The following is a 20,673-nucleotide window of genomic DNA, read 5'->3' on the forward strand; positions in this document are numbered from 1 at the left end:
ATTATCGCTGGTGCTTCTTGATCAGGGCACGCGCTTCGGCGGCCAGCTTGGCGCCGTCGATGCCCTTGGCCTTGACCTCGTTGATCCAGTCGGTCTCCACCGCACCGGCGGTGCGGCGCCAGCGCTGGGTCTCGGCCACGTCCAGGGCCACGATGTTGTTGCCGGCCTTCTCGGCAATCGCACGGCCGGCCTTGTCGCCCTCGTCCATGGCGCGGCCGAAGAAGGCAGCGGTCTCGATGCCCGAGTTGTTGTCGATGACCTTCTTCAGGTCGGGCGGCAGCTTGTCGTAGGCGGCCTTGTTCATGGACAGCGCGAAGGTCTGGGTGTAGAGACCCTCGGCACCGGCAAACGTGGTGTGGTTCTTCACCAGCTCGGTCACCTTGAGCGAGGGCGTCACCTCCCAGGGGATGGTGGTGCCGTCGATGGTGCCCTTGGACAGCGCGTCGGTCACGGCCGGCACCGGCATGCCCACCGGCGTGGCGCCCAGCTTGACCAGCATGTTGTTGATGATGCGCGAGCCGCCGCGGATCTTCATGCCGCGCAGGCTCTCCAGGCCGGTCACCGGCTGCTTGGTGTGGAACAGGCCGGGGCCGTGGGTGTGGGCGGCCAGCAGCTTGACGTCCTTGAATTCGTCCATGGCGAACTTCTCGACGTATTCCTGGATGGCGCGCGAGGACTGCTCGGCCGAACCGGTCATGAAGGGCAGCTCGAACACCTCGGTCTTGTTGAAGCGGTTGGGGGTGTAGCCCAGCACCGTCCAGGTGATGTCGGCCACGCCGTCGCGGGCCTGGTCGAACAGCTGGGGCGGCGTGCCGCCGAGCTGCATGGCATGGAACAGCTGGATCTTGATGCGCCCGCCGGATTCGGCTTCGATCTTCTGGGCCCAGGGCACGATGGCCTTGGACGGGATGGGGGCCTGCGGCGGCAGGAACTGGTGCAGGCGCAGCGTCACGGTCTGGGCCATGGCGTTGCCGGCGAAGGCCAGGCCGGCCACGGCACCCAGAGCGGCCAGGGCCGCGCGACGGGGAATCAGTTTCATGCGTGTCTCCAGAAGGGTGATTTTTGAGTGGTCGACTGTGCGCCCGAGCGGCCGACACCGCCAGACCCCGACCGGTCTTTCAGATATGCCGTTTTGCAATGGATGCAGGTCACCCCCGGGTAAGACGGCATAGCCGGCCACCGCCCTCAGCGGCGAAGATGCGGCCATGACCGCCCCTGCCCCGCTCGATTTCCACTTCGACTTCATCTCGCCCTACGGCTACTTCGCCTCGCTGCGCATCGAGGATCTGGCCGCCCGCCATGGCCGCACCGTGCGCTGGCACCCCATGCTGCTGGGCGTGTCGGTGATGAAGGTCATGGGCCTCAAACCCCTGCTGGACACCCCGCTCAAGGGCCCCTACACCGAACGCGACGTGCTGCGCTACGCCCGCGAGCACCGGGTGCCCATGCAGCGCCAGCCGGCCGACCCGGTGATGCAGCCGCTGGCCTGCGCCCGCGCCATGGCCTGGGTGGCGGCCCACCAGCCACAGCGGGCGGCCGAGGTGGCCCACCGCATGTATGCCGCGTACTGGGGCCAGGGGCTGGACCTGTCCACGCCGCAGAGCCTGGCGCCGGTGCTGGGCGCCGAACTCGCCGAGGCCGCGGCCGGCGAAGACGCCGCGCGCCTGCTGCGTGCCGAGGTGGACGCCGCGCTGGCCGCCGGCATCTTCGGCTCGCCCACGGTGGTGGTGGACGGCGAGCCGTTCTGGGGCATCGACAAGTTCGAGCAGATCGAGCGCTGGCTGGCCACCGGGGGCTGGTGAGCGCCTGACAACGCTCCCTCGACTCAGCCGAAGGCGATCTCCACCGGCACCGCCACCGCCGCCAGTGCCGCCAGCAGTCGGTCGGCCAGCGCGGCGTCCGCCGGCCCGGCGAGTGTGATGCGGGCGCGCTGCACGCCGCCCTCCTCCCGCGCCTGCACCGCCACGGCCCGTTCGGGCGCCAGATCGCGGGCCATGTCGGTCAGGCGCAGCTCGATGGCCTGCAGCCGCAGCGCCGGCTTGAACACCTTGCCGATGGCGGTGAGCGGCAGCGCGGGCACCACCACCACGCGCTTGGGGCAGGCCGGGCGTTCGTAGACCTGTGGCGCCACCTCGGCCAGCAGCGTGGCCGCGTCCAGCGTGGCGCCGGGGCGCAGCACCACGAAGGCCGCCGGCACCTCGCCGGCGTGGGGGTCGGGCTCGGCCACCACAGCGCACTGCAGCACCGCCGGGTGGGCCATGAAGGCGTCCTCCACCAGCCCGGGGTCGATGTTGTGCGAGCCCCGGATGATCACGTCCTTGGCGCGGCCGGTGATGTGGATGCGGCCCTCGGCGTCGACATGGCCCAGATCGCCCGAGACCACCCAGCCGCCCTCGAACAGGCCGGCATTGCGGCGCTGATCCAGATAGCCCGGACCGATGTGCGGGCCACGCAGCACGATCACGCCGGTGGCACCGGGCGCACAGCGCTCGCCCAGCTGTGCCTCGCCGTTGCGCCAGGGCACGGCATGCACCTCGGTGAAGGGCAGGCGCAGGCCGGCCGATCCCGGGGTGCGCGGCCCGGCCAGCGGTTCGATGCTGACCAGCCCGGCGCATTCGGTCATGCCCAGGATGTTGCGCACCGGTATGCCGGTGGCGGTCTCGAAGCGCTGGGCCAGCTCGGCCGGCAGCGGCGAGCCGCCGGTGAAGGCCGCCCGCACGGTGGCGATGTCGGCATCCACCGGCACATTCAGCAGGGTGGCCAGCACCGTGGGCACGCAGGCCAGGTGGGTCACGCCCTCGCGCTGGCAGAACTGCCAGTAGCGCTGCACGAAGCCGGTGTTGCGCATGCCGCTCAGGGTGGGCAGCACCTGGCGCGCGCCCACCGACAGCATGGACAGGCCGTACACGAAGGCACCGGCCACGTGGAACAGCGGAAAGCCGTTGATCTCCACGCTGTGTTCATCGGCGCCGTAGAACCGCGGTGCCCAGCGGGCGGTGTGGGCTTCGTTGCGGCCGGTGTGCTGCACCAGCTTGGGCGCGCCGGTGGTGCCGCCGGTGTGGAACAGGGCCACCACGCGGTCCGGGTCCAGGTCGGGCTCGAAGCTCAGGGTGTCGGGCTGGGCCTGCATGAGCGCCGCCAGGTCGTGGGCGTCGGGGGCCGGCGTGCCGGCGTCGATGGCCACCTTCACCACCTCCAGCCCGTCGCAGGCCTTCTGCACCGCCGGCCACACCGCCAGTTCGGGGTGCGGGCCCAGGGCCACCACCACCCTGGCCCCGCTGGCCTGCAGCAGCGCGGCAATGTGGTCGGCCTGCAGCAGCGTGTTGATGGGGCACACCCGACCGGCCAGCTGCGCGCCCCACAGCACCGCATGGGCCTGCGGCATGTTGGGCGCCAGCAGGGCCACGGCATCGTGCGGTCCCACGCCCAGGGCACGCAGCGCGTTGGCCGCGCGGTGGATGTCGGCCAGCAGCTGCGCGTAGGTGGTGGTCTGTGGCGGTGTGGACAGTTCGGCGTCGGGCAGCCAGGTGAAGGCCACGCGCTGCGGAAAGCGGGCAGCGGCGTCGCGGATCAGTCCGTACGGCGTGGTGTCGGCCGGGGACGGCTGGCGCTCCAGGGATTCGATGTCGGCCAGGGTGGCGAAGCTCGCGCGGGCATTCATGGGTGTCTCCGGTACGGGAAAACCCGGTGAACAAAGCGCTCCGGGCCGATTGATTTGGTTATTTTTTATAACCACAATGCCAGGCATGCACAAGCCGGCAAACCCGCAGTGCCGGTCTTTCATTCCCTACCACGACGCTTCACCATGACCCCGACCTTCCCCGACCTGTCCTTCGAGCTGCGTGGCGACCAGCAGCAGATCGCGCTGATCACGCTCAACCGCCCGGCCAAGCGCAACGCGCTGAGCGACGGCCTGGTCATGGCCCTGCGCGACGCCTTCCAGAACCTGCCGGCCAGCGTGCGCGCGGCCGTGGTCACCGGCGCGGGCGAACACTTCTGCGCCGGGCTGGACCTGTCGGAACTGCAGGAGCGCGATGCCGGCGGCGGCCTGCAGCACTCGCGCCTGTGGCATGCCGCACTCAACGAGGTCGAGCGTGGCCGCGTGCCGGTGGTGGCCGCCCTGCACGGCGCGGTGGTGGGCGGCGGGCTGGAGCTGGCCAGCAGCTGCCATGTGCGCGTGGCCGATGCCAGCACCTTCTATGCGCTGCCCGAAGGCACGCGCGGCATCTTCGTGGGCGGCGGCGGGTCGGTGCGCATCCCGCGCCTGATCGGCGCGGCCCGCATGACCGACATGATGCTCACCGGCCGCGTCTACAACGCCGAGGACGGCGAACGCATCGGCCTGTCGCAGTACGTGGTGCCGCAGGGCACGGCGCTGGACAAGGCGCTGGAGCTGGCCACCCGCATCGCCAGCAACGCGCCGCTGACCAACTACGCGCTCATGCACGCCCTGCCCCGCATTGCCGAACAGCCGGCCGACCACGGCTTCTTCACCGAGGCACTCATGTCCGCCATCGTGCAGGACGCGCCCGAGGCCAAGGCCCGGGTGCGCGACTTCCTGGAAGGCCGCGGCGCCAAGGTGAAGAAGGGCTGAGCCATGACCACCGCCAGCGCCCCCACCGCCCTGCCCCGCTACCGCTCCCTGGCCTTCGGCGTGACCCGGGGCCTGCGCCGCGACACGCCCGAGGGCACCACCTACCTGCAGGCCGAGCAGCCGCTGCCGCCTTACGCCCACCGCCTGACCGACCGGCTGCTGCACTGGGCGCAGGTGGCGCCGCAGCGCAGCTTCATGGCGCGCCGGGAACGCCTGGCGGATGGCCGCACCGGCGACTGGCAGCACCTGAGCTATGCCGATGCGCTGGATGCTGCGCGCTGCATCGGCCAGGCCCTGCTGGACCGGGGGCTGAATGCCGAGCGCCCGGTGCTGATCGTGAGCGAGAACGACCTGGAACACGCGCAGCTGGCCCTGGGCTGCCTGTACGCCGGCATACCGTGGGCACCGGCCTCGCCGGCCTATTCGCTGGTCAGCCAGGACTTCGAGAAGCTGCGCCACATCGTGCGCACGCTCACGCCGGGTCTGGTGTTCGCCAGCGACGCGCCGCGCTACGAGCGCGCCCTGCTGGCCGCCGTCGGTGAGGACGTGGAACTCGTCACCACCACCGGCACCGTGCCCGGCCGCGCCACCACCCGCTTTGCCGCGCTGCGCGCCACCGCCCCCACCCCGGCGGTGGACGCCGCCATGCAGGCCACCGGGCCCGACACCATCGCCAAGTTCCTGTTCACCTCGGGCTCCACCAAGCTGCCCAAGGGCGTGATCAACACCCACCGCATGTGGTGTGCCAACCAGCAGCAGATCATTGCCAGCATTCCGGTGCTGGCCGACCCGGCCCAGCCGCCGGTGCTGGTGGACTGGCTGCCCTGGAACCACACCTTCGGCGGCAACCACAACGTGGGGCTGACGCTCTACAACGGCGGCACGCTGTACATCGACGACGGCAAGCCCACCCCGGCCCTCATGGCCGAGACGCTGCGCAACCTGCGCGAGATCGCGCCCACGGTCTACTTCAATGTGCCTACCGGCTTCGAGGCGATCGCCCACGCCATGAAGACCGACGCCGACCTGCGCCGCAACCTGCTGAGCCGGGTGCGCCTGTTCTTCTATGCCGGCGCCGCCCTGGCCCAGCCGGTGTGGGACCTGCTGCACCAGGTGCAGGAGGCCGAGATCGGCGAGCGCATCGTCATGGGCACCGGCCTGGGCATGACCGAGTCCGGCCCGTTCGGCCTGTACATCACCAGCCCCGAGGTGCGCTCGGGCGACCTGGGCCTGCCCACGCCCGGCCTGGAACTCAAGCTGGTGCCCTGCCAGGGCAAGACCGAGGTGCGTTACCGGGGTCCCAACATCACCCCGGGCTACTGGCGCAACCCCGAGGCCACGGCCGAGTCGTTCGACGAGGAAGGCTTCTTCTGCACCGGTGACGCCGTGGCCTGGATCGACCCGGACAACCACCACCGGGGCCTGCGCTTCGATGGCCGCATTGCCGAAGACTTCAAGCTGGCCACCGGCACCTTCGTGAGCGTGGGGCCGCTGCGCGGCCGCATCATCGCGGCCGGCGCACCCTTCGTGCAGGACGCGGTCATCACCGGCCTGAACCGCAACGAGGTGGGCGCCATGCTTTTCCCCACCGCCGCCGTGCGCACGCTGGCCGGCCTGCCCGGCGATGCCCCGCTGGCCCAGGTGCTGGCCCACCCCGCCGTGCTGGCCCACTTCCAGCAGGTACTCAACGACCTGGCCGCCCAGGCCACCGGCAGCGCCAACCGCGTGGCACGCCTGGTCCTGCTGGCCGAGCCGCCCTCCATCGACCGGGGCGAGGTCACCGACAAGGGCTCCATCAACCAGCGTGCCGTGCTGCAGCACCGGGCCGCGCTGGTCGAAGCCCTGCACGACGGCAGCGCCCCGAACATCCTCCAGCCCCGCTGACCACCCATTCCCACAGGAGACACCCCATGCAGATTTCAGGACACGCCGCCCTCGTCACCGGCGGCGGATCGGGCCTTGGCGAAGCCACCGCCCGCGAACTGGCCCGGCAGGGCGCCAAGGTGGCCGTGCTCGACGTGAACGCCGACAACGCCCGCCGCGTGGCCGCCGACATCGGCGGCCTGGGCCTGGCCTGCGACATCACCGACACCGCCAGCCTGCAGGCTGCTCTGGATGCCGCCACCGCCGCCCACGGCCCGGCCCGCATCCTCATGAACATCGCCGGCATCGGCACCGCCAAACGCGTGGTGCAGAAGGACGGCAGCCCCGCCCCGCTGGAAGATTTCAGCCGCGTCATCAGCGTCAACCTGATCGGCTCGTACAACGCCGCGCGGCTGTTTGCCGCCTCCTGCGCGAAGCTGGAGGCGCTGGCCGACGGCGAACGCGGCGTGATGCTGTTCACCGCCAGCGTGGCCGCGTTCGACGGCCAGGTGGGCCAGCAGGCCTACAGCGCCTCCAAGGGCGGACTGGTGGGCATGACGCTGCCCATGGCGCGCGACCTGGCGCAGCACGGCATCCGGGTGTGCACCATCGCTCCGGGCCTGTTCTCCACCCCGCTCATGCGCAGCCTGCCCGAGCCGGTGCAGCAGTCGCTGGCGGCCAGCATCCCGTTCCCGCCGCGCCTGGGCCACCCGGAGGAGTTCGCCTCGCTGGCGGCCTACATCGTCACCAACACCCACCTCAATGGCGAGGTGATCCGCCTGGACGGCGCGCTGCGCATGGCCCCGCGCTGAACCGGCAGAAGGACCCCATGAGCAAGACCGTCATTTACGAAGTCGAGGTGATGTTCGGCGACTGCGACCCGGCCGGCATCGTCTTCTTCCCCAACTTCAGCAAGTGGATGGACGCCTCGTCGCTGAACTTCTTCGTGCAGTGCGGCGTGCCGCCCTGGCGCGAGCTGGTCAAGACCACCGGCATCATCGGCACCCCGCTGCTGGAGATCCACACCCGCTTCATGAAGCCGGCCACCTACGGCGAGCGGCTGCAGATCCACACCCGGGTGAGCGAATGGCGCGCCAAGGTGTTCATCCACGAACACAAGGTCATGCGCGGCGACACCCTGCTGTGCGAAGGCACCGAGACCCGCGCCTTCTGCGAACGCGACCCGGCCAACCCCGACCGCATCCGCGCCATTGCGGTGCCGCAGGACATCATCGACCGCTGTTCATGAGCGGCTGCAGCCCCGAGGACAAGGGTGTCGACACCGGCATCCTGGAGTCGCTGCTGGGCTACCACGCCCGGCGGGCCTCGCTGGCCGTGGTGGGCCGCTTCATGGAGCACATGGCGCCACACGGGCTGCGGCCGGTGGACTTTTCGGTGCTCACGCTGATCGCGCAGAACCCGGGCATCACCTCACGCCAGATCTGCGCAGCGCTGGCCATACAGCCGCCCAACCTGGTGGGCCTGGTGGGCAGCCTGCAGCAGCGCGAGCTGATCGAACGCCGCCCGCACCCGGTGGACCGGAGGGCCGTGGGCCTGCACCTCACCCCGGCCGGGCAGGCCCTGCACCAGGCGGCCTGTGCCACCGCCAGCGCCGCCGAGGCCGAGGCCGCCCGGGCGCTCACCCCGCGCGAGCAGGCCACCCTGGTGCGCCTGTTGCGCAAGCTCTACAGCGACGCCTGAAGCCTGCTCCGCCATTTATAGTGGCCGCCAGCGAATGCCCGCAGGAGGAAACGCATGAGCAAGGACCCCGAGGCTGTCGGCCAGCTGTTCGATCTGCTGGAGTGCCGCTATGCCATGCGTGTGCTGTGGGCACTGTCCGACGGCCATGCCCAGACCTTCCGCCTGCTGCAGGACAGCGTGGGCGGCATCACCCCCAACACGCTCAACACCCGGCTCAAGGAGCTGCGCGGCGCCGGCCTGATCGAGCACGACGGCCAGGGCTACCGGCTCACGGCGCCGGGCGCCGACCTGGCCCGCCGGCTGGGCGAGGTGCGGCAGTTCGCCGGGCGCTGGGCTCAGGTCAGACGGGGCTGTCCACCACCCGCTGGCGCTGCTGTCCCAGACCCCGGCCACCCAGCGTGACCACGTCGCCCGCCTTCAGGTAGAGCGGCGGCTTGTGGCCCATGCCCACGCCGGGCGGGGTGCCGGTGGGGATCACGTCGCCGGGCTGCAGGGCCATGAAGCGGCTGAGGTAGCTCACGATGTGGGCCACGCCGAAGATCATGGTGCGGGTGTTGCCGGTCTGGCGGCGCTGGCCGTTCACATCGAGCCACAGGTCCACGTCCTGCGGATTGCCCAGCTCGTCGGGGGTCACCAGCCAGGGGCCGATGGGGCAGTGCGTGGGGTAGCTCTTGCCCTTGACCCACTGGCCCTCGTATTCCATCTGCCAGGCGCGTTCGGACACGTCATTGACCAGACAGAAGCCGGCCACATGGCGCAGGGCCTGGTCCTCGCCCACATGGAAGGTGGGCTGGCCGATCACGATGCCCAGCTCGACCTCCCAGTCCATCTTCTGCGAGCCTGGCGGCAGCCAGATGTCGTCGTCCGGGCCGCTGATGGCGCTGTTGTGCTTGTTGAAGACGATGGGCTGGCCCGGGGCCTTCAGGCCGGCTTCGGCGGCGTGGTCGGCGTAGTTCAGGCCGATGGCCACGATGTTGCCCACCCGGCCCACGCAGGGGCCGATGCGGGTGCCGGCGGGCACCACCGGCAGCGTCGCCGGGTCGAGGGCCGCCAGCCGGGCCATAGAATCGGGGCCCAGCGTGGCCGGCTCGATGTCGGCCAGGTGGCTTGAGAGATCGCGCTGGACGCCGTCGGCGTCGATCAGACCGGGCTTCTCGGCGCCCGCAGGCCCGTGGCGAAACAGCTTCATGGCAGGTGTCCGTGGGATGAAAAACCCCGGATTCTGGCCTCTGTGCCCGGCGCGGACTGTCACGTATGGCGCCCGGCCCGGCGCCCCTCTTGAAATCGGGCCACCCGTCCCCATGTCCCTGCGGTCGCGCCCAGGCGCAGCCTTCCCACCCTTTGTCATCCATGAGCCAGCCCTCTTCCCCCGACACCTCCCGCCAGGACCCGATGCCGCCCGAAGAAGCCGAGGCCGCCGCTGCCGCGAACGAGCAGGACGCCCTGGCCGCCCTGCACAACGAGCTGGCCGCCCTGAAGGCCCAGAACGCCGATCTGGCGGAGCAGGTGCTGCGGGCCCGGGCCGACGCCGAGAACACCCGCCGCCGCGCCGAGGACGACATGTCCAAGGCCCGCAAGTTCGCGGTGGAATCGTTTGCCGAGAGCCTGCTGGCCGTGGCCGACAGCCTGGAAGCCGGCCTGGCCATCCAGGAGGCCACCCGCGAGCAGCTGCGCGAAGGCTCCGAAGCCACCCTCAAGCAGCTGACCAGCGCCCTGGAGCGCCACAAGGTGGTGCAGATCGCCCCGGCCGCCGGCACCCGCTTCGACCCCCACCAGCACCAGGCCATCAGCATGGTGCCGGCCCAGCAGGAAGCCAACACGGTGGTCACCGTGCTGCAGAAGGGCTACCTGATCGCCGACCGCGTGCTGCGCCCGGCCCTGGTCACCGTGGCGGCCCCCCGATAAGGCGCGCTGCCACCGGGGTCTTGAAAAGTCCACCGGTTATCCACACCTTCCCCACATCGTTTTTCACACCCTCTTTCCATTTCACGGAGTCACAACATGGGACGCATCATCGGCATCGACCTCGGCACCACCAACTCGTGCGTGGCCTTCATGGACGGCAACACCACCAAGGTCATCGAGAACTCGGAAGGTGCCCGCACCACCCCGTCCATCGTCGCCTACCAGGAAGACGGTGAAGTGCTGGTCGGCGCCTCGGCCAAGCGCCAGGCCGTGACCAACCCCAAGAACACGCTGTACGCCATCAAGCGCCTGATCGGCCGCAAGTTCGCCGAGAAGGAAGTGCAGAAGGACATCGACCTCATGCCCTACTCCATCGTGGCCGCCGACAACGGCGACGCCTGGGTGGAAGTGCGCGGCAAGAAGATCTCGGCCCAGCAGGTGTCGGCCGACATCCTGCGCAAGATGAAGAAGACCGCCGAGGACTACCTGGGCGAGGCCGTGACCGAAGCCGTCATCACCGTGCCGGCCTACTTCAACGACGCCCAGCGCCAGGCCACCAAGGACGCCGGCCGCATCGCGGGTCTGGAGGTCAAGCGCATCATCAACGAGCCCACCGCAGCGGCCCTGGCCTTCGGCCTGGACAAGAGCGAAAAGGGTGATCGCAAGATCGCCGTGTACGACCTGGGCGGCGGCACCTTCGACGTGTCCATCATCGAGATCGCCGACGTCGACGGCGAGAAGCAGTTCGAGGTGCTGTCCACCAACGGTGACACCTTCCTGGGCGGTGAAGACTTCGACCAGCGCATCATCGATTTCATCATCGGCGAGTTCAAGAAGGAGCAAGGCGTCGACCTGTCCAAGGACGTGCTGGCCCTGCAGCGCCTGAAGGAAGCCGCCGAGAAGGCCAAGATCGAGCTGTCCAGCTCGGCCGCCACCGACATCAACCTGCCCTACATCACGGCCGATGCCTCGGGCCCCAAGCACCTGAACATCAAGCTCACCCGCGCCAAGCTCGAAGCCCTGGTGGAAGAGCTGATCGAGCGCACCATCGCGCCGTGCCGCACCGCCATCAAGGACGCCGGCGTGAGCGTGGGCGACATCCACGACGTGATCCTGGTCGGCGGCATGACCCGCATGCCCAAGGTGCAGGAGAAGGTCAAGGAGTTCTTCGGCAAGGACCCGCGCAAGGACGTCAACCCCGACGAGGCCGTGGCCGTGGGTGCCGCCATCCAGGGCCAGGTGCTGAGTGGCGACCGCAAGGACGTGCTGCTGCTGGATGTGACCCCGCTGTCGCTGGGCATCGAGACCATGGGCGGCGTCATGACCAAGATGATCGCCAAGAACACCACCATCCCGACCAAGTTCAGCCAGGTGTTCTCCACGGCGGATGACAACCAGCCGGCCGTGACCATCAAGGTGTTCCAGGGCGAGCGCGAGATCGCTGCCGGCAACAAGCTGCTGGGCGAGTTCAACCTCGAGGGCATCCCGGCCGCACCGCGCGGCATGCCGCAGATCGAGGTGACCTTCGACATCGACGCCAACGGCATCCTGCACGTGGGCGCCAAGGACAAGGGCACCGGCAAGGAAAACAAGATCACCATCAAGGCCAACTCGGGTCTGTCGGAAGAAGAGATCCAGCAGATGGTCAAGGACGCCGAGCTGAATGCCGCCGACGACAAGAAGAAGGTCGAGCTGGTGCAGGCCCGCAACCAGGCCGAGGCCATGGTGCACAGCGTGAAGAAGTCGCTGGGCGAGCACGGCGACAAGCTCGAAGCCGCCGAGAAGACCGCCATCGAGGACGCCATCAAGGCCGTCGAGGAAGCTGCCCAGGGCGAGGACAAGGCCGACATCGAGGCCAAGACCACCGCCCTGATGACCGCCAGCCAGAAGCTGGGCGAGAAGGTGTATGCCGCCCAGCAGGCCGAACAGGCCGCCGCAGGTGCCGCAGCCGGCGCCGCCGGTGGCGAGCAGACCGCCTCGTCCCGCCCGGCCGACGACGACGTGGTCGACGCCGAAGTGAAGGAAGTCAAGAAGAGCTGATCGCCGCTTTCTCCTTGCGCCGCCGCGCCCGGGCAACCGGTCGCGGCGTTCGTCTTGAAACACCCCCCGCCCAAGACCGCCCACCACCATGTCCAAACGCGACTTTTACGAAGTGCTCGGTGTTCCCAAGAACGCCTCCGACGACGAGATCAAGAAGGCCTATCGCAAGCTCGCGATGAAGTACCACCCGGACCGCAACCAGGGTGAGGCCGCCAAGAGCGCCGAGGAGAAGTTCAAGGAGGCCAAGGAAGCCTACGAGATGCTGTCGGACCCGCAGAAGAAGGCGGCCTACGACCAGTACGGCCATGCCGGCGTGGACCCCAACATGCGCGGCGGCCCGGGGGCCGAGGGCTTCGGCGGATTCGGCGAATCCTTCGGCGACATCTTCGGCGACATCTTCGGTGGCGCCCGCGGCCGGGGCGGCCGGCAGGTCTACCGGGGCGCCGACCTGTCGTACGCCATGGAGATCACGCTGGAGGAAGCCGCCACCGGCAAGGACACCCAGATCCGCATCCCCAGCTGGGACGACTGCGACACCTGCAACGGCACCGGCGCCAAGCCCGGCACCAGCGCCAAGACCTGCGGCACCTGCCACGGCCAGGGCGCGGTGCAGATGCGCCAGGGCTTCTTCAGCGTGCAGCAGACCTGCCCCACCTGCCAGGGCAAGGGCAAGGTCATCCCCGACCCCTGCACCGCCTGCAACGGCCACGGCAAGATCAAGCGCCAGAAGACGCTGGAGATCAAGATCCCGGCCGGCATCGACGACGGCCAGCGCATCCGCTCCACCGGCAACGGCGAGCCCGGCCAGAACGGTGGTCCGGCCGGCGACCTGTACATCGAGATCCGCCTGCGCAAGCACGACATCTTCGAGCGCGACGGCGACGACCTGCACTGCCAGGTGCCGGTGAGCATGACCACGGCGGCCCTGGGCGGCGAGATCGACGTGCCCACCCTGCAGGGCAAGGCCACCATCGACCTGCCCGAAGGCACCCAGAGCGGCAAGACTTTCCGCCTGCGCGGCAAGGGCGTCAAGGGCGTGCGCAGCAGTTACCCCGGCGACCTGTACTGCCACGTGGCGGTGGAAACCCCGGTCAAACTCACCGAGCACCAGCGCAAGCTGCTCAGGGAACTGGACGAATCGTTCAAGAAGGGCGGCCACAAGCACAGCCCGAACGACAAGGGCTGGTTCGAGAAGGCCAAGAGCTTCTTCAGCTGAACGGCCTTGACGGGGCTGGCGGGGTCCATCAGACTGGTCATCTGACTAGTCAAATTGCAATCTGGAGGTGCACCGTGAACGCATGGCCGGTTCAGGACGCCAAAGCCCGTTTCAGCGAATTCCTGGATGCCTGTCTCGCCGACGGGCCCCAGCTGGTCACCCGTCGGGGTGAGGAGGCCGCCGTGCTGGTGCCGGTGGCCCAGTGGCGACAGATGCAGCAGAGCACCCGGCCCTCGCTGAAAGACCTCTTGCTGTCGGACGAACACCGGGCCGAGTGGCCGCCGGCGGCACGGGGTCAGGCCCGTCGGCGCCAGCTGCCCAACTGGGACTGAGCCGGTGTTTCTGCTCGACACCAACGTGGTCTCGGAACTGCGCCGACCGCGCCCCCATGGCGCTGTGCTGGCCTGGCTGCAGGCGCAACCCGACAGCCACCTGTTCATCTCGGCGGTCACGCTGGGCGAGATACAGGCCGGCATCGAATTGACCCGGCAACAGGACACCACCAAGGCCACGGCCATCGAAAGCTGGCTGGATCAGGTGGCGTCCGTCTGGAATGTGCTGCCCATGGATGCGACGGTGTTCCGGGCATGGGCACGCCTGATGCACGGCCGGTCCGACACGCTGTACGAGGACGCCATGATCGCCGCCACGGCACAGGTGCACGGCCTGACGGTGGTCACCCGCAACGTCGGTGACTTCCGGGCACTGGGTGTCGCGCCGCTCAATCCTTTCGAATTCGCCGGATCAGCAGCGCCAGCCCGCTGACCACCAGCCACAGACCCACCGCCACCCCCGCCAGCACCTCCCCGGTGCCCTCGTGGTGCACCACCAGGCCGTCGAAATGACGGCCTTGTTCGTTGTAGGGCAGGCGCAGCAGCACCCAGGCCTGCCAGGTGGTCCAGGCAGCGGCCAGGGCGGTGAGCACCGCCACCAGCGTCAGCAGGGCCCGCCGCCAGCGCGGTCTATGGTTTTGATTGGGCATATCAATTCGACCTGTTCGATAGTTTTTGACAAACTCTTTGTCATTCCCGATGGAGCGTACCCATGACCGAACTGATCCGACAAGTCCGACCCATGCTGCAGGCCCTGGAGCTGCCGGTGCCGCCGCACGCCCTGCGCAACGCGCTGCTGGCGCTCGGCGCAGGCCTGCTGGTCATGGCCGGGCTGGCGGCGCTCAGCACCTTCTGGGCGCCTACCCGGGCCTGGTGGGATGCCGCCGATCATGGCAGCGCCATGGCCGCCGGTGTGCAGGCCTCGCTGCTGGCGGCCGTGGCCACGGCCGTGGGGGCCCTGCCGGTGTTCGTGGTGCAGCGGGTGAGCAAGCTGCAGGAATCGGCGCTGCTGGCGTTCTCGGCCGGCATCATGCTGGCGGCATCGATCTTCGCGCTGCTGCTGCCCTCGCTGGAGGCCGGGCAGGCCCTCACCGGTGAGCGCACCGGCTCGGCCGCGCTCACCGGCCTGGGCCTGGCGCTGGGCATGGGCCTGATGCTGGCCATCGACCGCATCACCCCGCACGAACACGCGGTGCTGCCGCCGGCCGCCCAGGGCCACGCCAGCCAGCACGCCGGGGCCGACACCGCCGCCCGCAGCGCCCGTCTGATGGTGCTGGCCATCCTGATCCACAACGTGCCCGAGGGTCTGGCGGTGGGCGCCGCCTACGCCGGCCTGGGTGCCGATGCGGCCGGCAGTGCGGGGGCATCGGTGGGTACATCGGTGGGTGCATCGGTGGCTTTGGCCATCGGCCTGCAGAACATGCCCGAGGGCCTGATCGTGGCCATGGCCCTGCGCGCCATGGGCCAGAGCGCGAGCCGGGCCTGGGGCGTGGCGGCACTCACCGGCCTGGCCGAGCCGCTGGGCGCCATCCTGGGCCTGCTGGTGCTGGGCAGCGTGCCGGCCTTCTACCCGGTGGGCCTGGCACTGGCGGCGGGCGCCATGCTGTTCGTCATCAGCCACGAGATCATTCCGGAGACGCACCGCAACGGCTTCGAGTCGTGGGCGTCGGTGACGCTGCTGGCCGGCTTCGTGTTCATGCTGCTGCTCGACGCGGCGCTGGGCTGAAGCCCGGGCCCGACAGGGGCGGGGATACACTGCCCCGCATGACCGTTCACATCCGCTTCTTGGGCGGAACCGGTACCGTCACCGGTTCCAGGTACCTGGTCGAACACGATGGCCAGAGCGTTCTGGTCGACTGCGGCCTGTTCCAGGGCTACAAGCAGCTGCGGCTGCGCAACCGCGATCCGCTGCCGGTGATGCCGAACCACATCGGCGCCGTGCTGCTGACCCATGCCCACCTCGACCACAGCGGCTACCTGCCGCTGCTGGCCCGCGAAGGATTTGCGGGCCACGTGTGGTGCACGCCGGCCACGCGCGATCTGGCCGGCATCCTGCTGCCCGACAGCGGCCACATCCAGGAAGAGGACGCCGCCTTTGCCAACCGCAAGGGCTTCAGCAAGCATGCGGTGGCCCTGCCCCTCTACACCGAGGACGACGCGCTGCGCTCGCTCAGGCTGCTGCGCACCGCGCCCATGCACCAGGCCTTCGAACCGGTGCGCGGCTGGACGGCGCGCTTCCAGCCGGCCGGCCACATCCTGGGGGCCGCCAGCCTGCTGCTGGAGGTGGGCGGCCGGCGCCTGCTGTTCTCGGGCGACCTGGGCCGGCCGGACGACATGCTCATGCTCCCGCCCGACCCGCCACCGGCCGCCGACGTGGTGGTGTGCGAATCCACCTACGGCGACCGGGTGCACCCGCACGAGGACGTGCTGGCCGAACTGGCCACGGCCCTGCAGCGGGTGAGCGCGCGCGGCGGCACGGCCGTGGTGCCGGTGTTCGCGGTCGGACGCGCCCAGGCCCTGCTGCACGCCATTGCCCAGCTCAAGGCCCGGGGCGACCTGCCCCACAGCCTGCCGGTGTACCTGGACAGCCCCATGGCCATCCACAGCACCGAGCTGTTCGGCCGCCACCTGGGCGAACACCGGCTCAATGCCGCGCAGTGCCGCGACATGGCCGCCGTGGCCCGCATGGCGCGCAGCGCCGAAGAATCGAAAGCCATCGCGCGCCAGCATGGCCCCAAGGTGATCCTGGCCGCCAGCGGCATGGCCACCGGCGGACGGGTGCTGCACCACCTGGCCCTGTACCTGGGCGACCACCGAAACATGGTGCTGCTGACCGGCTACCAGGCACCGGGCACCCGGGGCGCCACGCTGGCCAGCGGCGGTGCCTCGCTGCGCATGCACGGGCAGGACATTCCGGTGCGGGCCGAGGTGGTGCAGCTCTCGTCGGCCTCGGCCCATGCCGATGCCAACCAGCTCATGAACTGGCTGCGCGCCATGCCCAAGCCGCCGCACCGGGTGTTCGTCACCCATGGCGATCCGGGTGCGTCCGACGCCCTGCGCCAGCGCATCGAGCGCGAACTGCGCTGGCACGCCATGGTGCCCGAGCACGGCAGCACCTGGCTGGCCTGACACCTTGAAACTTCGAACCGCTGAACCTTGAACCGCCGCCCCGATCCCATCCGCATGCGCCTTCGACACCTGCCCGCCCTGTTGCTGTCCCTGCCATTGCTGGCCCTGGCCCAGACCCCGCCGCCCCCGGCCACGCCGCCCGCCCCGGGCGAATTCGCCAGCTGCCTGAACCAGCTGCGTGCCCCGGCCCGCGCGGCCGGTGTGAGCGAAGACACCTTCAACCGCCACACCCGCGATCTGCAGCCCGACATGGGCGTGATCGACCGGCTCAACTTCCAGCCCGAGTTCCGCACCGCTGTCTGGGACTACCTGGCCGGTCTGGTGGACGAGGAACGCGTGGCAGACGGCCGCGCCCGCCTGGCCCAGCACGCCGAGGTGCTGCAGCAGGTGCAGCAGCGCTACGGCGTGGACCCGGCCACGGTGGTGGCGGTGTGGGGCGTGGAGAGCAACTTTGGCCAGAGCTTCGGCAGCCTGTCGCTGGTGCGCTCGCTGGGCACGCTGTCGTGCATCGGCCGCCGGCAGGCCTACTTCCGCACCGAGCTGTACGCGGCGCTGCGCATCCTGCAGGCCGGCCACATCGCCCCCGAGCGCTTCCAGGGCTCGTGGGCCGGTGCCTTCGGCCACACCCAGTTCATGCCCAGCACCTTCGAGCGGCTGGCGGTCGACTTCGACGGCGACCAGCGCGCCGACCTCATGGACAGCGTGCCCGACGCGCTGGCCTCCACCGCCAACTTCCTGGCCCGCGCCGGCTGGAAGGCCGACCAGCCCTGGGGCTTTGAAGTGAAGCTGCCCGCCGGCTTCAGCACCGCCGGCGAAGGCCGTCGCACCAAGCGCAGCATGGCCGACTGGAGCGCACGCGGACTCAAGCGCGTGGACGGCAGCGCCCTGCCCGCCGACGGCTCGGCCGGCCTCATGACCCCGGCCGGCCCCACCGGCCCGGCCTTCCTGGTCACGCGCAATTTCGATGCGGTGTTCAGCTACAACGCGTCCGAGAGTTACGGCCTGGCCATCGCCCACCTGGCCGATCGGCTGCGTGGTGGCGGCCCCTTCGTCACGCCCTGGCCCACCGACGACCCGGGCCTGTCGCGCGCCGAACGCCGCGAGGTGCAGAGCCTGCTGATCGCGCGCGGCCACGACATCGGCACGGTGGACGGCATGCTGGGCGAACGCAGCCGCCAGGCCATCCGCACCGAACAGGAACGCCTGGGCATGGAGCCCAGCGGGCGCGCCGGGCAGAAGCTGCTGCGCGCCCTGCGCGGCGGTTGAAACCGGGCCGACGTCAGCGGCGGATGGCCGTGCCGCTGACGGCCACCATCATCATGCCGTTGGTCTCGCCCAGCACCTCGTAGTCGAAGTCGATGCCGATCACGCCATCGGCGCCCAGCTCTCGGGCCGACTCGATCAGGTCTTCCACAGCAGCGTCACGCGCGCCCGAGAGCGCCTTCTCGTAGCCGCCCGCCCGGCCGCCCACCACGTCGCGGATGGACGAGAACATGTCGCGGAAGATGTTGGCGCCGATGATGGCCTCGCCGTGCACCACGCCCAGGTACTGCGAGGCTTCGATGCCCGGCGGCGTGGTGGTGCTCAGGAAAAAGCCGTCGGTATTCTTCGAGAACCAGCCCATGCGCGTGCTCCTTGCGGTGATGACGAAGCGGCCATTCTGCGTCACCACAGCGGCTGCAGCCGCCCGCCCTGGAGCTGCCAGGCCGACTGCGCCATGGCGCGGGCCTCGGCCTCGTCGTGGGTGACCAGCAGGGCCGACATGCCGGCGTCCGCGATGTGGCGCGCGAACTCCTCGCGCAGCTGCACCCGCAGCGCGGCATCGAGTGCCGAGAAGGGTTCATCGAGCAGCAGCACGCGCGGCCGGGTGATCAGCGCCCGCGCCAGCGCCACCCGCTGCTGCTCGCCGCCCGAGAGCGTCCACACCCGGCTGCGGGCATGGTCGCCCAGGCCGAAGCGCTGCAGCAGCTCGCGGGCCTGCGCGCGCGCATCGGTGCGGCCCACGCCCTGCTCCACCCGGCCGAAGGCCACGTTGTCCTGCACGTCCAGGTGCGGGAAGAGCGCGAAGTCCTGGAACATGAGCGCGAAGCCGCGCCGGTGCGGCGGCACGGCCGTGATGTCCTGACCATCAAAACGCACGCTGCCGCGCTCGGGCGCTTCCAGCCCGGCCACGATCTTGAGCAGGGTGCTCTTGCCGCTGCCCGATGCGCCCAGCAAGGCCACGGTCTGGCCGGGCGGCACCTGCAGGCTCACACCGGCCAGCAACGGCCGGTGGTCCCATTGGCGGTGGATGTCGCAGATCTCAAGCATGGTCGGGTGCAGTCAGGGGGGTGGAACGACGCTGCGGCGGATCGATCAGCAGGAAGGCCGCCAGCGCCAGCAGCATGAGCAGCAGCGAGAGCACCAGCGCGGCGTCCAGGCTGGCGGCACCGGGCCGGCCCAGGCGCTGGTGGATGAGGGTGGTGAGCGTCAGCCACTCGGGGCGCGACAGGAACAGCGAGACCGCAAACTCGCCCAGCGCCGTGGCCGCCGCAAACGCCATGCCGCGCCGCAGCGCCGGCCGCACCATGGGCAGCGTGACCCGCCACCACACCCGCCAGGGCGAGGCGCCCAGGGTCGCCGCCGCCTGCGCCGGATGGGCCGGCAACTGGTCCAGCGCCGCGCCGATGGAGCGCGCCACGAAGGGATAGGCCAGCAGAGCATAGGCCGCCACCAGCAGGAACAGGCTGGCCGTGGCATCCGGGTAGAGCAGCAGCAGCCCGAAGGCCACCGTGATGGGCGACACCACGAACGGCAGGTAGGCCGCGGCCCGCCAGGCCAGCCCCGGCGCACCGGCCGCCCGTGCCGTGACCGCGTGCAGCAGCCCCAGCACCGTGGCCAGCACCAGGGCCATGCCCGCAAAGCGCAGCGTGTTGCCCAGGGCGGTCAGCGTCTGCGGATCGGCCAGCACCGCCAGCCCCTGCCCCCACACCAGCGCCTGCAGCGCCCGCAGCACGATGGCCAGCAGCGGCAGCAGGCAGACCATCGCCAGCACGGTCAGCGCCGCCGCCAGTGCCAGCCGCTGCGCCGCGCCCGCCGGCCGCACCCGAGGCAGAGGGCGGACCGCGCCGGGCGCGGCCAGCCGCCGCTCCAGCACCGCATAGGCCAGCGCCACCGAGCCCGACAGCAGCAGGCCCCACACCGCCAGCACGCCGGCCTGGCCCAGCGCCAGCTCGTGCGCCACCAGGGTGTAGATCTCCACCTCCAGCGTGGCCCAGCGCTGCCCGCCCAGGATGAGGGCCAGCCCGAAGCCGGCAAAGCAGTACAGGAACACCAGGCACAGCGCCGACATCAGCCACGGGGCCACGGCCGGCCATTCCACCCGCCAGAACGCCCGCCACGGTGTGGCGCCCAGCGAGCGCGCGGCTGCCACCCGGGTGGCGCTCACCTGCTCCAGCGCGTCCACGCCGGCGCGCACCACCAGGCACAGGTTGAAGAACAGGTTGCCGTAGAGCAGCAGCCAGGGCGTGTCGGTGAGGTCGATGCCCATCTGCGCCAGCGGTGCGCCGAACCAGCCGCGCGGCCCCCACAGGGCCAGCACGCCCAGGGCCGCCACCAGCGTGGGCACCACGAAGGGCAGCATCAGCAGGCGCAGCACCAGCGAGCGACCGGCAAACTCCCAGCGCGCCAGCACCCAGGCCAGCGGCAGGCCCAGGCACAGGGCCAGCACGCAGGTGATGGCGGCCTGCGCCAGCGACCACAGCAGCCGGCCCCGCAGGAAGTCGTCGGCCCAGACCGACATCAGCCCGGGGCCTTGCGCCCAGCCCTCGGCCAGCAGGCGCAGCACCGGCGCTGCCGCCAGCAGCGCCAGAAAGCTCAGCGGAATGGCCGCCAGCAGGCCACGGGCCATGGGG

Annotated in this window: 21 protein-coding genes and 1 pseudogene; 15 read left to right on the forward strand and 7 right to left on the reverse strand. The window is 70.3% G+C overall.

From position 1 onward, the window contains the following. Position 1: 1 nt before the first annotated feature. Positions 2–1,039, reverse strand: coding sequence for a TRAP transporter substrate-binding protein (locus WD026_RS05595; RefSeq protein WP_425722644.1), 1,038 nt, complete (start codon positions 1,037–1,039; stop codon positions 2–4). 166 nt (positions 1,040–1,205) lie between these two features. Here WD026_RS05595 and WD026_RS05600 point away from each other — a divergent pair, with 166 nt between their 5' ends. Next, positions 1,206–1,802, forward strand: a complete 597-nt coding sequence (locus tag WD026_RS05600) for a 2-hydroxychromene-2-carboxylate isomerase (protein WP_425722645.1) — start codon at positions 1,206–1,208, stop codon at positions 1,800–1,802. A 23-nt stretch (positions 1,803–1,825) separates the two neighbouring features. On the opposite strand, the gene WD026_RS05605 is transcribed toward WD026_RS05600, so the two are convergent. Next, positions 1,826–3,661 (reverse strand): AMP-binding protein, encoded by a 1,836-nt coding sequence (locus WD026_RS05605; protein ID WP_425722646.1) that lies wholly within the window; start codon positions 3,659–3,661, stop codon positions 1,826–1,828. A gap of 144 nt (positions 3,662–3,805) precedes the next feature. On the opposite strand from WD026_RS05605, the gene WD026_RS05610 reads away from it, so the two are divergent. From WD026_RS05610 to WD026_RS05635, 6 genes are read left to right on the forward strand one after another with little or no spacing between them, the layout of a single operon-like run. After that, positions 3,806–4,594, forward strand: coding sequence for a crotonase/enoyl-CoA hydratase family protein (locus WD026_RS05610; protein WP_425722647.1), 789 nt, complete (start codon positions 3,806–3,808; stop codon positions 4,592–4,594). A gap of 3 nt (positions 4,595–4,597) precedes the next feature. After that, positions 4,598–6,478 (forward strand): feruloyl-CoA synthase, encoded by a 1,881-nt coding sequence (locus WD026_RS05615; protein WP_425722648.1) that lies wholly within the window; start codon positions 4,598–4,600, stop codon positions 6,476–6,478. A 26-nt stretch (positions 6,479–6,504) separates the two neighbouring features. Further along, positions 6,505–7,269, forward strand: a complete 765-nt coding sequence (locus tag WD026_RS05620) for an SDR family NAD(P)-dependent oxidoreductase (protein ID WP_425722649.1) — start codon at positions 6,505–6,507, stop codon at positions 7,267–7,269. Between the two features lie 17 nt (positions 7,270–7,286). Continuing rightward, positions 7,287–7,706, forward strand: a complete 420-nt coding sequence (locus WD026_RS05625) for an acyl-CoA thioesterase (protein WP_425722650.1) — start codon at positions 7,287–7,289, stop codon at positions 7,704–7,706. Further along, entirely contained in the window at positions 7,703–8,158 is a 456-nt protein-coding gene (locus tag WD026_RS05630) for a MarR family winged helix-turn-helix transcriptional regulator (protein ID WP_425722651.1), read from the forward strand. The genes WD026_RS05625 and WD026_RS05630 overlap by 4 nt, the downstream gene beginning before the upstream one ends. A 54-nt stretch (positions 8,159–8,212) precedes the next feature. Then, positions 8,213–8,560 (forward strand): winged helix-turn-helix transcriptional regulator, encoded by a 348-nt coding sequence (locus WD026_RS05635; protein WP_425722652.1) that lies wholly within the window; start codon positions 8,213–8,215, stop codon positions 8,558–8,560. Here the strand turns inward: WD026_RS05635 and WD026_RS05640 are convergent. Then, positions 8,499–9,347: a fumarylacetoacetate hydrolase family protein gene (locus tag WD026_RS05640; RefSeq protein ID WP_425722653.1), complete on the reverse strand. Its 849-nt coding sequence runs from the start codon at positions 9,345–9,347 to the stop codon at positions 8,499–8,501. The two genes, WD026_RS05635 and WD026_RS05640, sit on opposite strands and share 62 nt — an antisense overlap. A gap of 161 nt (positions 9,348–9,508) precedes the next feature. On the opposite strand from WD026_RS05640, the gene grpE reads away from it, so the two are divergent. The 5 genes and pseudogenes from grpE to WD026_RS05665 all read left to right on the forward strand — a co-directional run bounded on the left by grpE (position 9,509) and on the right by WD026_RS05665 (position 14,084). Then, positions 9,509–10,063 (forward strand): nucleotide exchange factor GrpE, encoded by a 555-nt coding sequence (gene grpE / locus WD026_RS05645; protein WP_425722654.1) that lies wholly within the window; start codon positions 9,509–9,511, stop codon positions 10,061–10,063. A gap of 75 nt (positions 10,064–10,138) precedes the next feature. Beyond that, a pseudogene (gene dnaK, locus WD026_RS05650) lies at positions 10,139–12,103 on the forward strand (molecular chaperone DnaK); the annotation flags it as partial. Positions 12,104–12,191: 88 nt separating this feature from the next. Then, entirely contained in the window at positions 12,192–13,319 is a 1,128-nt protein-coding gene (dnaJ, locus tag WD026_RS05655) for a molecular chaperone DnaJ (RefSeq protein ID WP_425722655.1), read from the forward strand. A 74-nt stretch (positions 13,320–13,393) separates the two neighbouring features. After that, complete coding sequence (locus WD026_RS05660) at positions 13,394–13,651, forward strand: type II toxin-antitoxin system Phd/YefM family antitoxin (RefSeq protein ID WP_425722656.1); 258 nt, start codon at positions 13,394–13,396, stop codon at positions 13,649–13,651. A gap of 4 nt (positions 13,652–13,655) precedes the next feature. Next, positions 13,656–14,084: a type II toxin-antitoxin system VapC family toxin gene (locus WD026_RS05665; RefSeq protein WP_425722657.1), complete on the forward strand. Its 429-nt coding sequence runs from the start codon at positions 13,656–13,658 to the stop codon at positions 14,082–14,084. Here WD026_RS05665 and WD026_RS05670 read toward each other — a convergent pair. Next, entirely contained in the window at positions 14,041–14,301 is a 261-nt protein-coding gene (locus tag WD026_RS05670) for a hypothetical protein (protein ID WP_425722658.1), read from the reverse strand. The genes WD026_RS05665 and WD026_RS05670 overlap by 44 nt on opposite strands. 62 nt (positions 14,302–14,363) lie before the next feature. Between WD026_RS05670 and WD026_RS05675 the strand changes: the two genes are divergently transcribed. The 3 genes from WD026_RS05675 to WD026_RS05685 are packed head-to-tail and all read left to right on the forward strand — an operon-like array spanning position 14,364 to position 18,046. Beyond that, positions 14,364–15,377: a ZIP family metal transporter gene (locus WD026_RS05675; protein WP_425722659.1), complete on the forward strand. Its 1,014-nt coding sequence runs from the start codon at positions 14,364–14,366 to the stop codon at positions 15,375–15,377. Between the two features lie 38 nt (positions 15,378–15,415). Then, complete coding sequence (locus WD026_RS05680) at positions 15,416–16,780, forward strand: MBL fold metallo-hydrolase (RefSeq protein WP_425722660.1); 1,365 nt, start codon at positions 15,416–15,418, stop codon at positions 16,778–16,780. A gap of 54 nt (positions 16,781–16,834) precedes the next feature. Further along, positions 16,835–18,046 (forward strand): lytic murein transglycosylase, encoded by a 1,212-nt coding sequence (locus WD026_RS05685; protein WP_425722661.1) that lies wholly within the window; start codon positions 16,835–16,837, stop codon positions 18,044–18,046. A 13-nt stretch (positions 18,047–18,059) separates the two neighbouring features. On the opposite strand, the gene WD026_RS05690 is transcribed toward WD026_RS05685, so the two are convergent. The 3 genes from WD026_RS05690 to WD026_RS05700 are packed head-to-tail and all read right to left on the reverse strand — an operon-like array spanning position 18,060 to position 20,669. Next, the gene (locus tag WD026_RS05690; protein WP_425722662.1) at positions 18,060–18,404 is read right to left on the reverse strand and encodes a heavy metal-binding domain-containing protein; all 345 of its coding nucleotides are present in this window, start codon (positions 18,402–18,404) and stop codon (positions 18,060–18,062) included. A 41-nt stretch (positions 18,405–18,445) separates the two neighbouring features. Then, complete coding sequence (locus WD026_RS05695; RefSeq protein WP_425722663.1) at positions 18,446–19,090, reverse strand: ABC transporter ATP-binding protein; 645 nt, start codon at positions 19,088–19,090, stop codon at positions 18,446–18,448. Beyond that, on the reverse strand, positions 19,083–20,669 hold the full coding sequence (locus tag WD026_RS05700) for an ABC transporter permease (protein ID WP_425722664.1): 1,587 nt from the start codon (positions 20,667–20,669) through the stop codon (positions 19,083–19,085). The genes WD026_RS05695 and WD026_RS05700 overlap by 8 nt, the downstream gene beginning before the upstream one ends. Between the last annotated feature and the right edge of the window lie 4 nt (positions 20,670–20,673).

Source organism: Hydrogenophaga sp. R2, assembly GCF_049843595.1.
In the GTDB taxonomy this organism is placed as follows: domain Bacteria; phylum Pseudomonadota; class Gammaproteobacteria; order Burkholderiales; family Burkholderiaceae_C; genus Hydrogenophaga.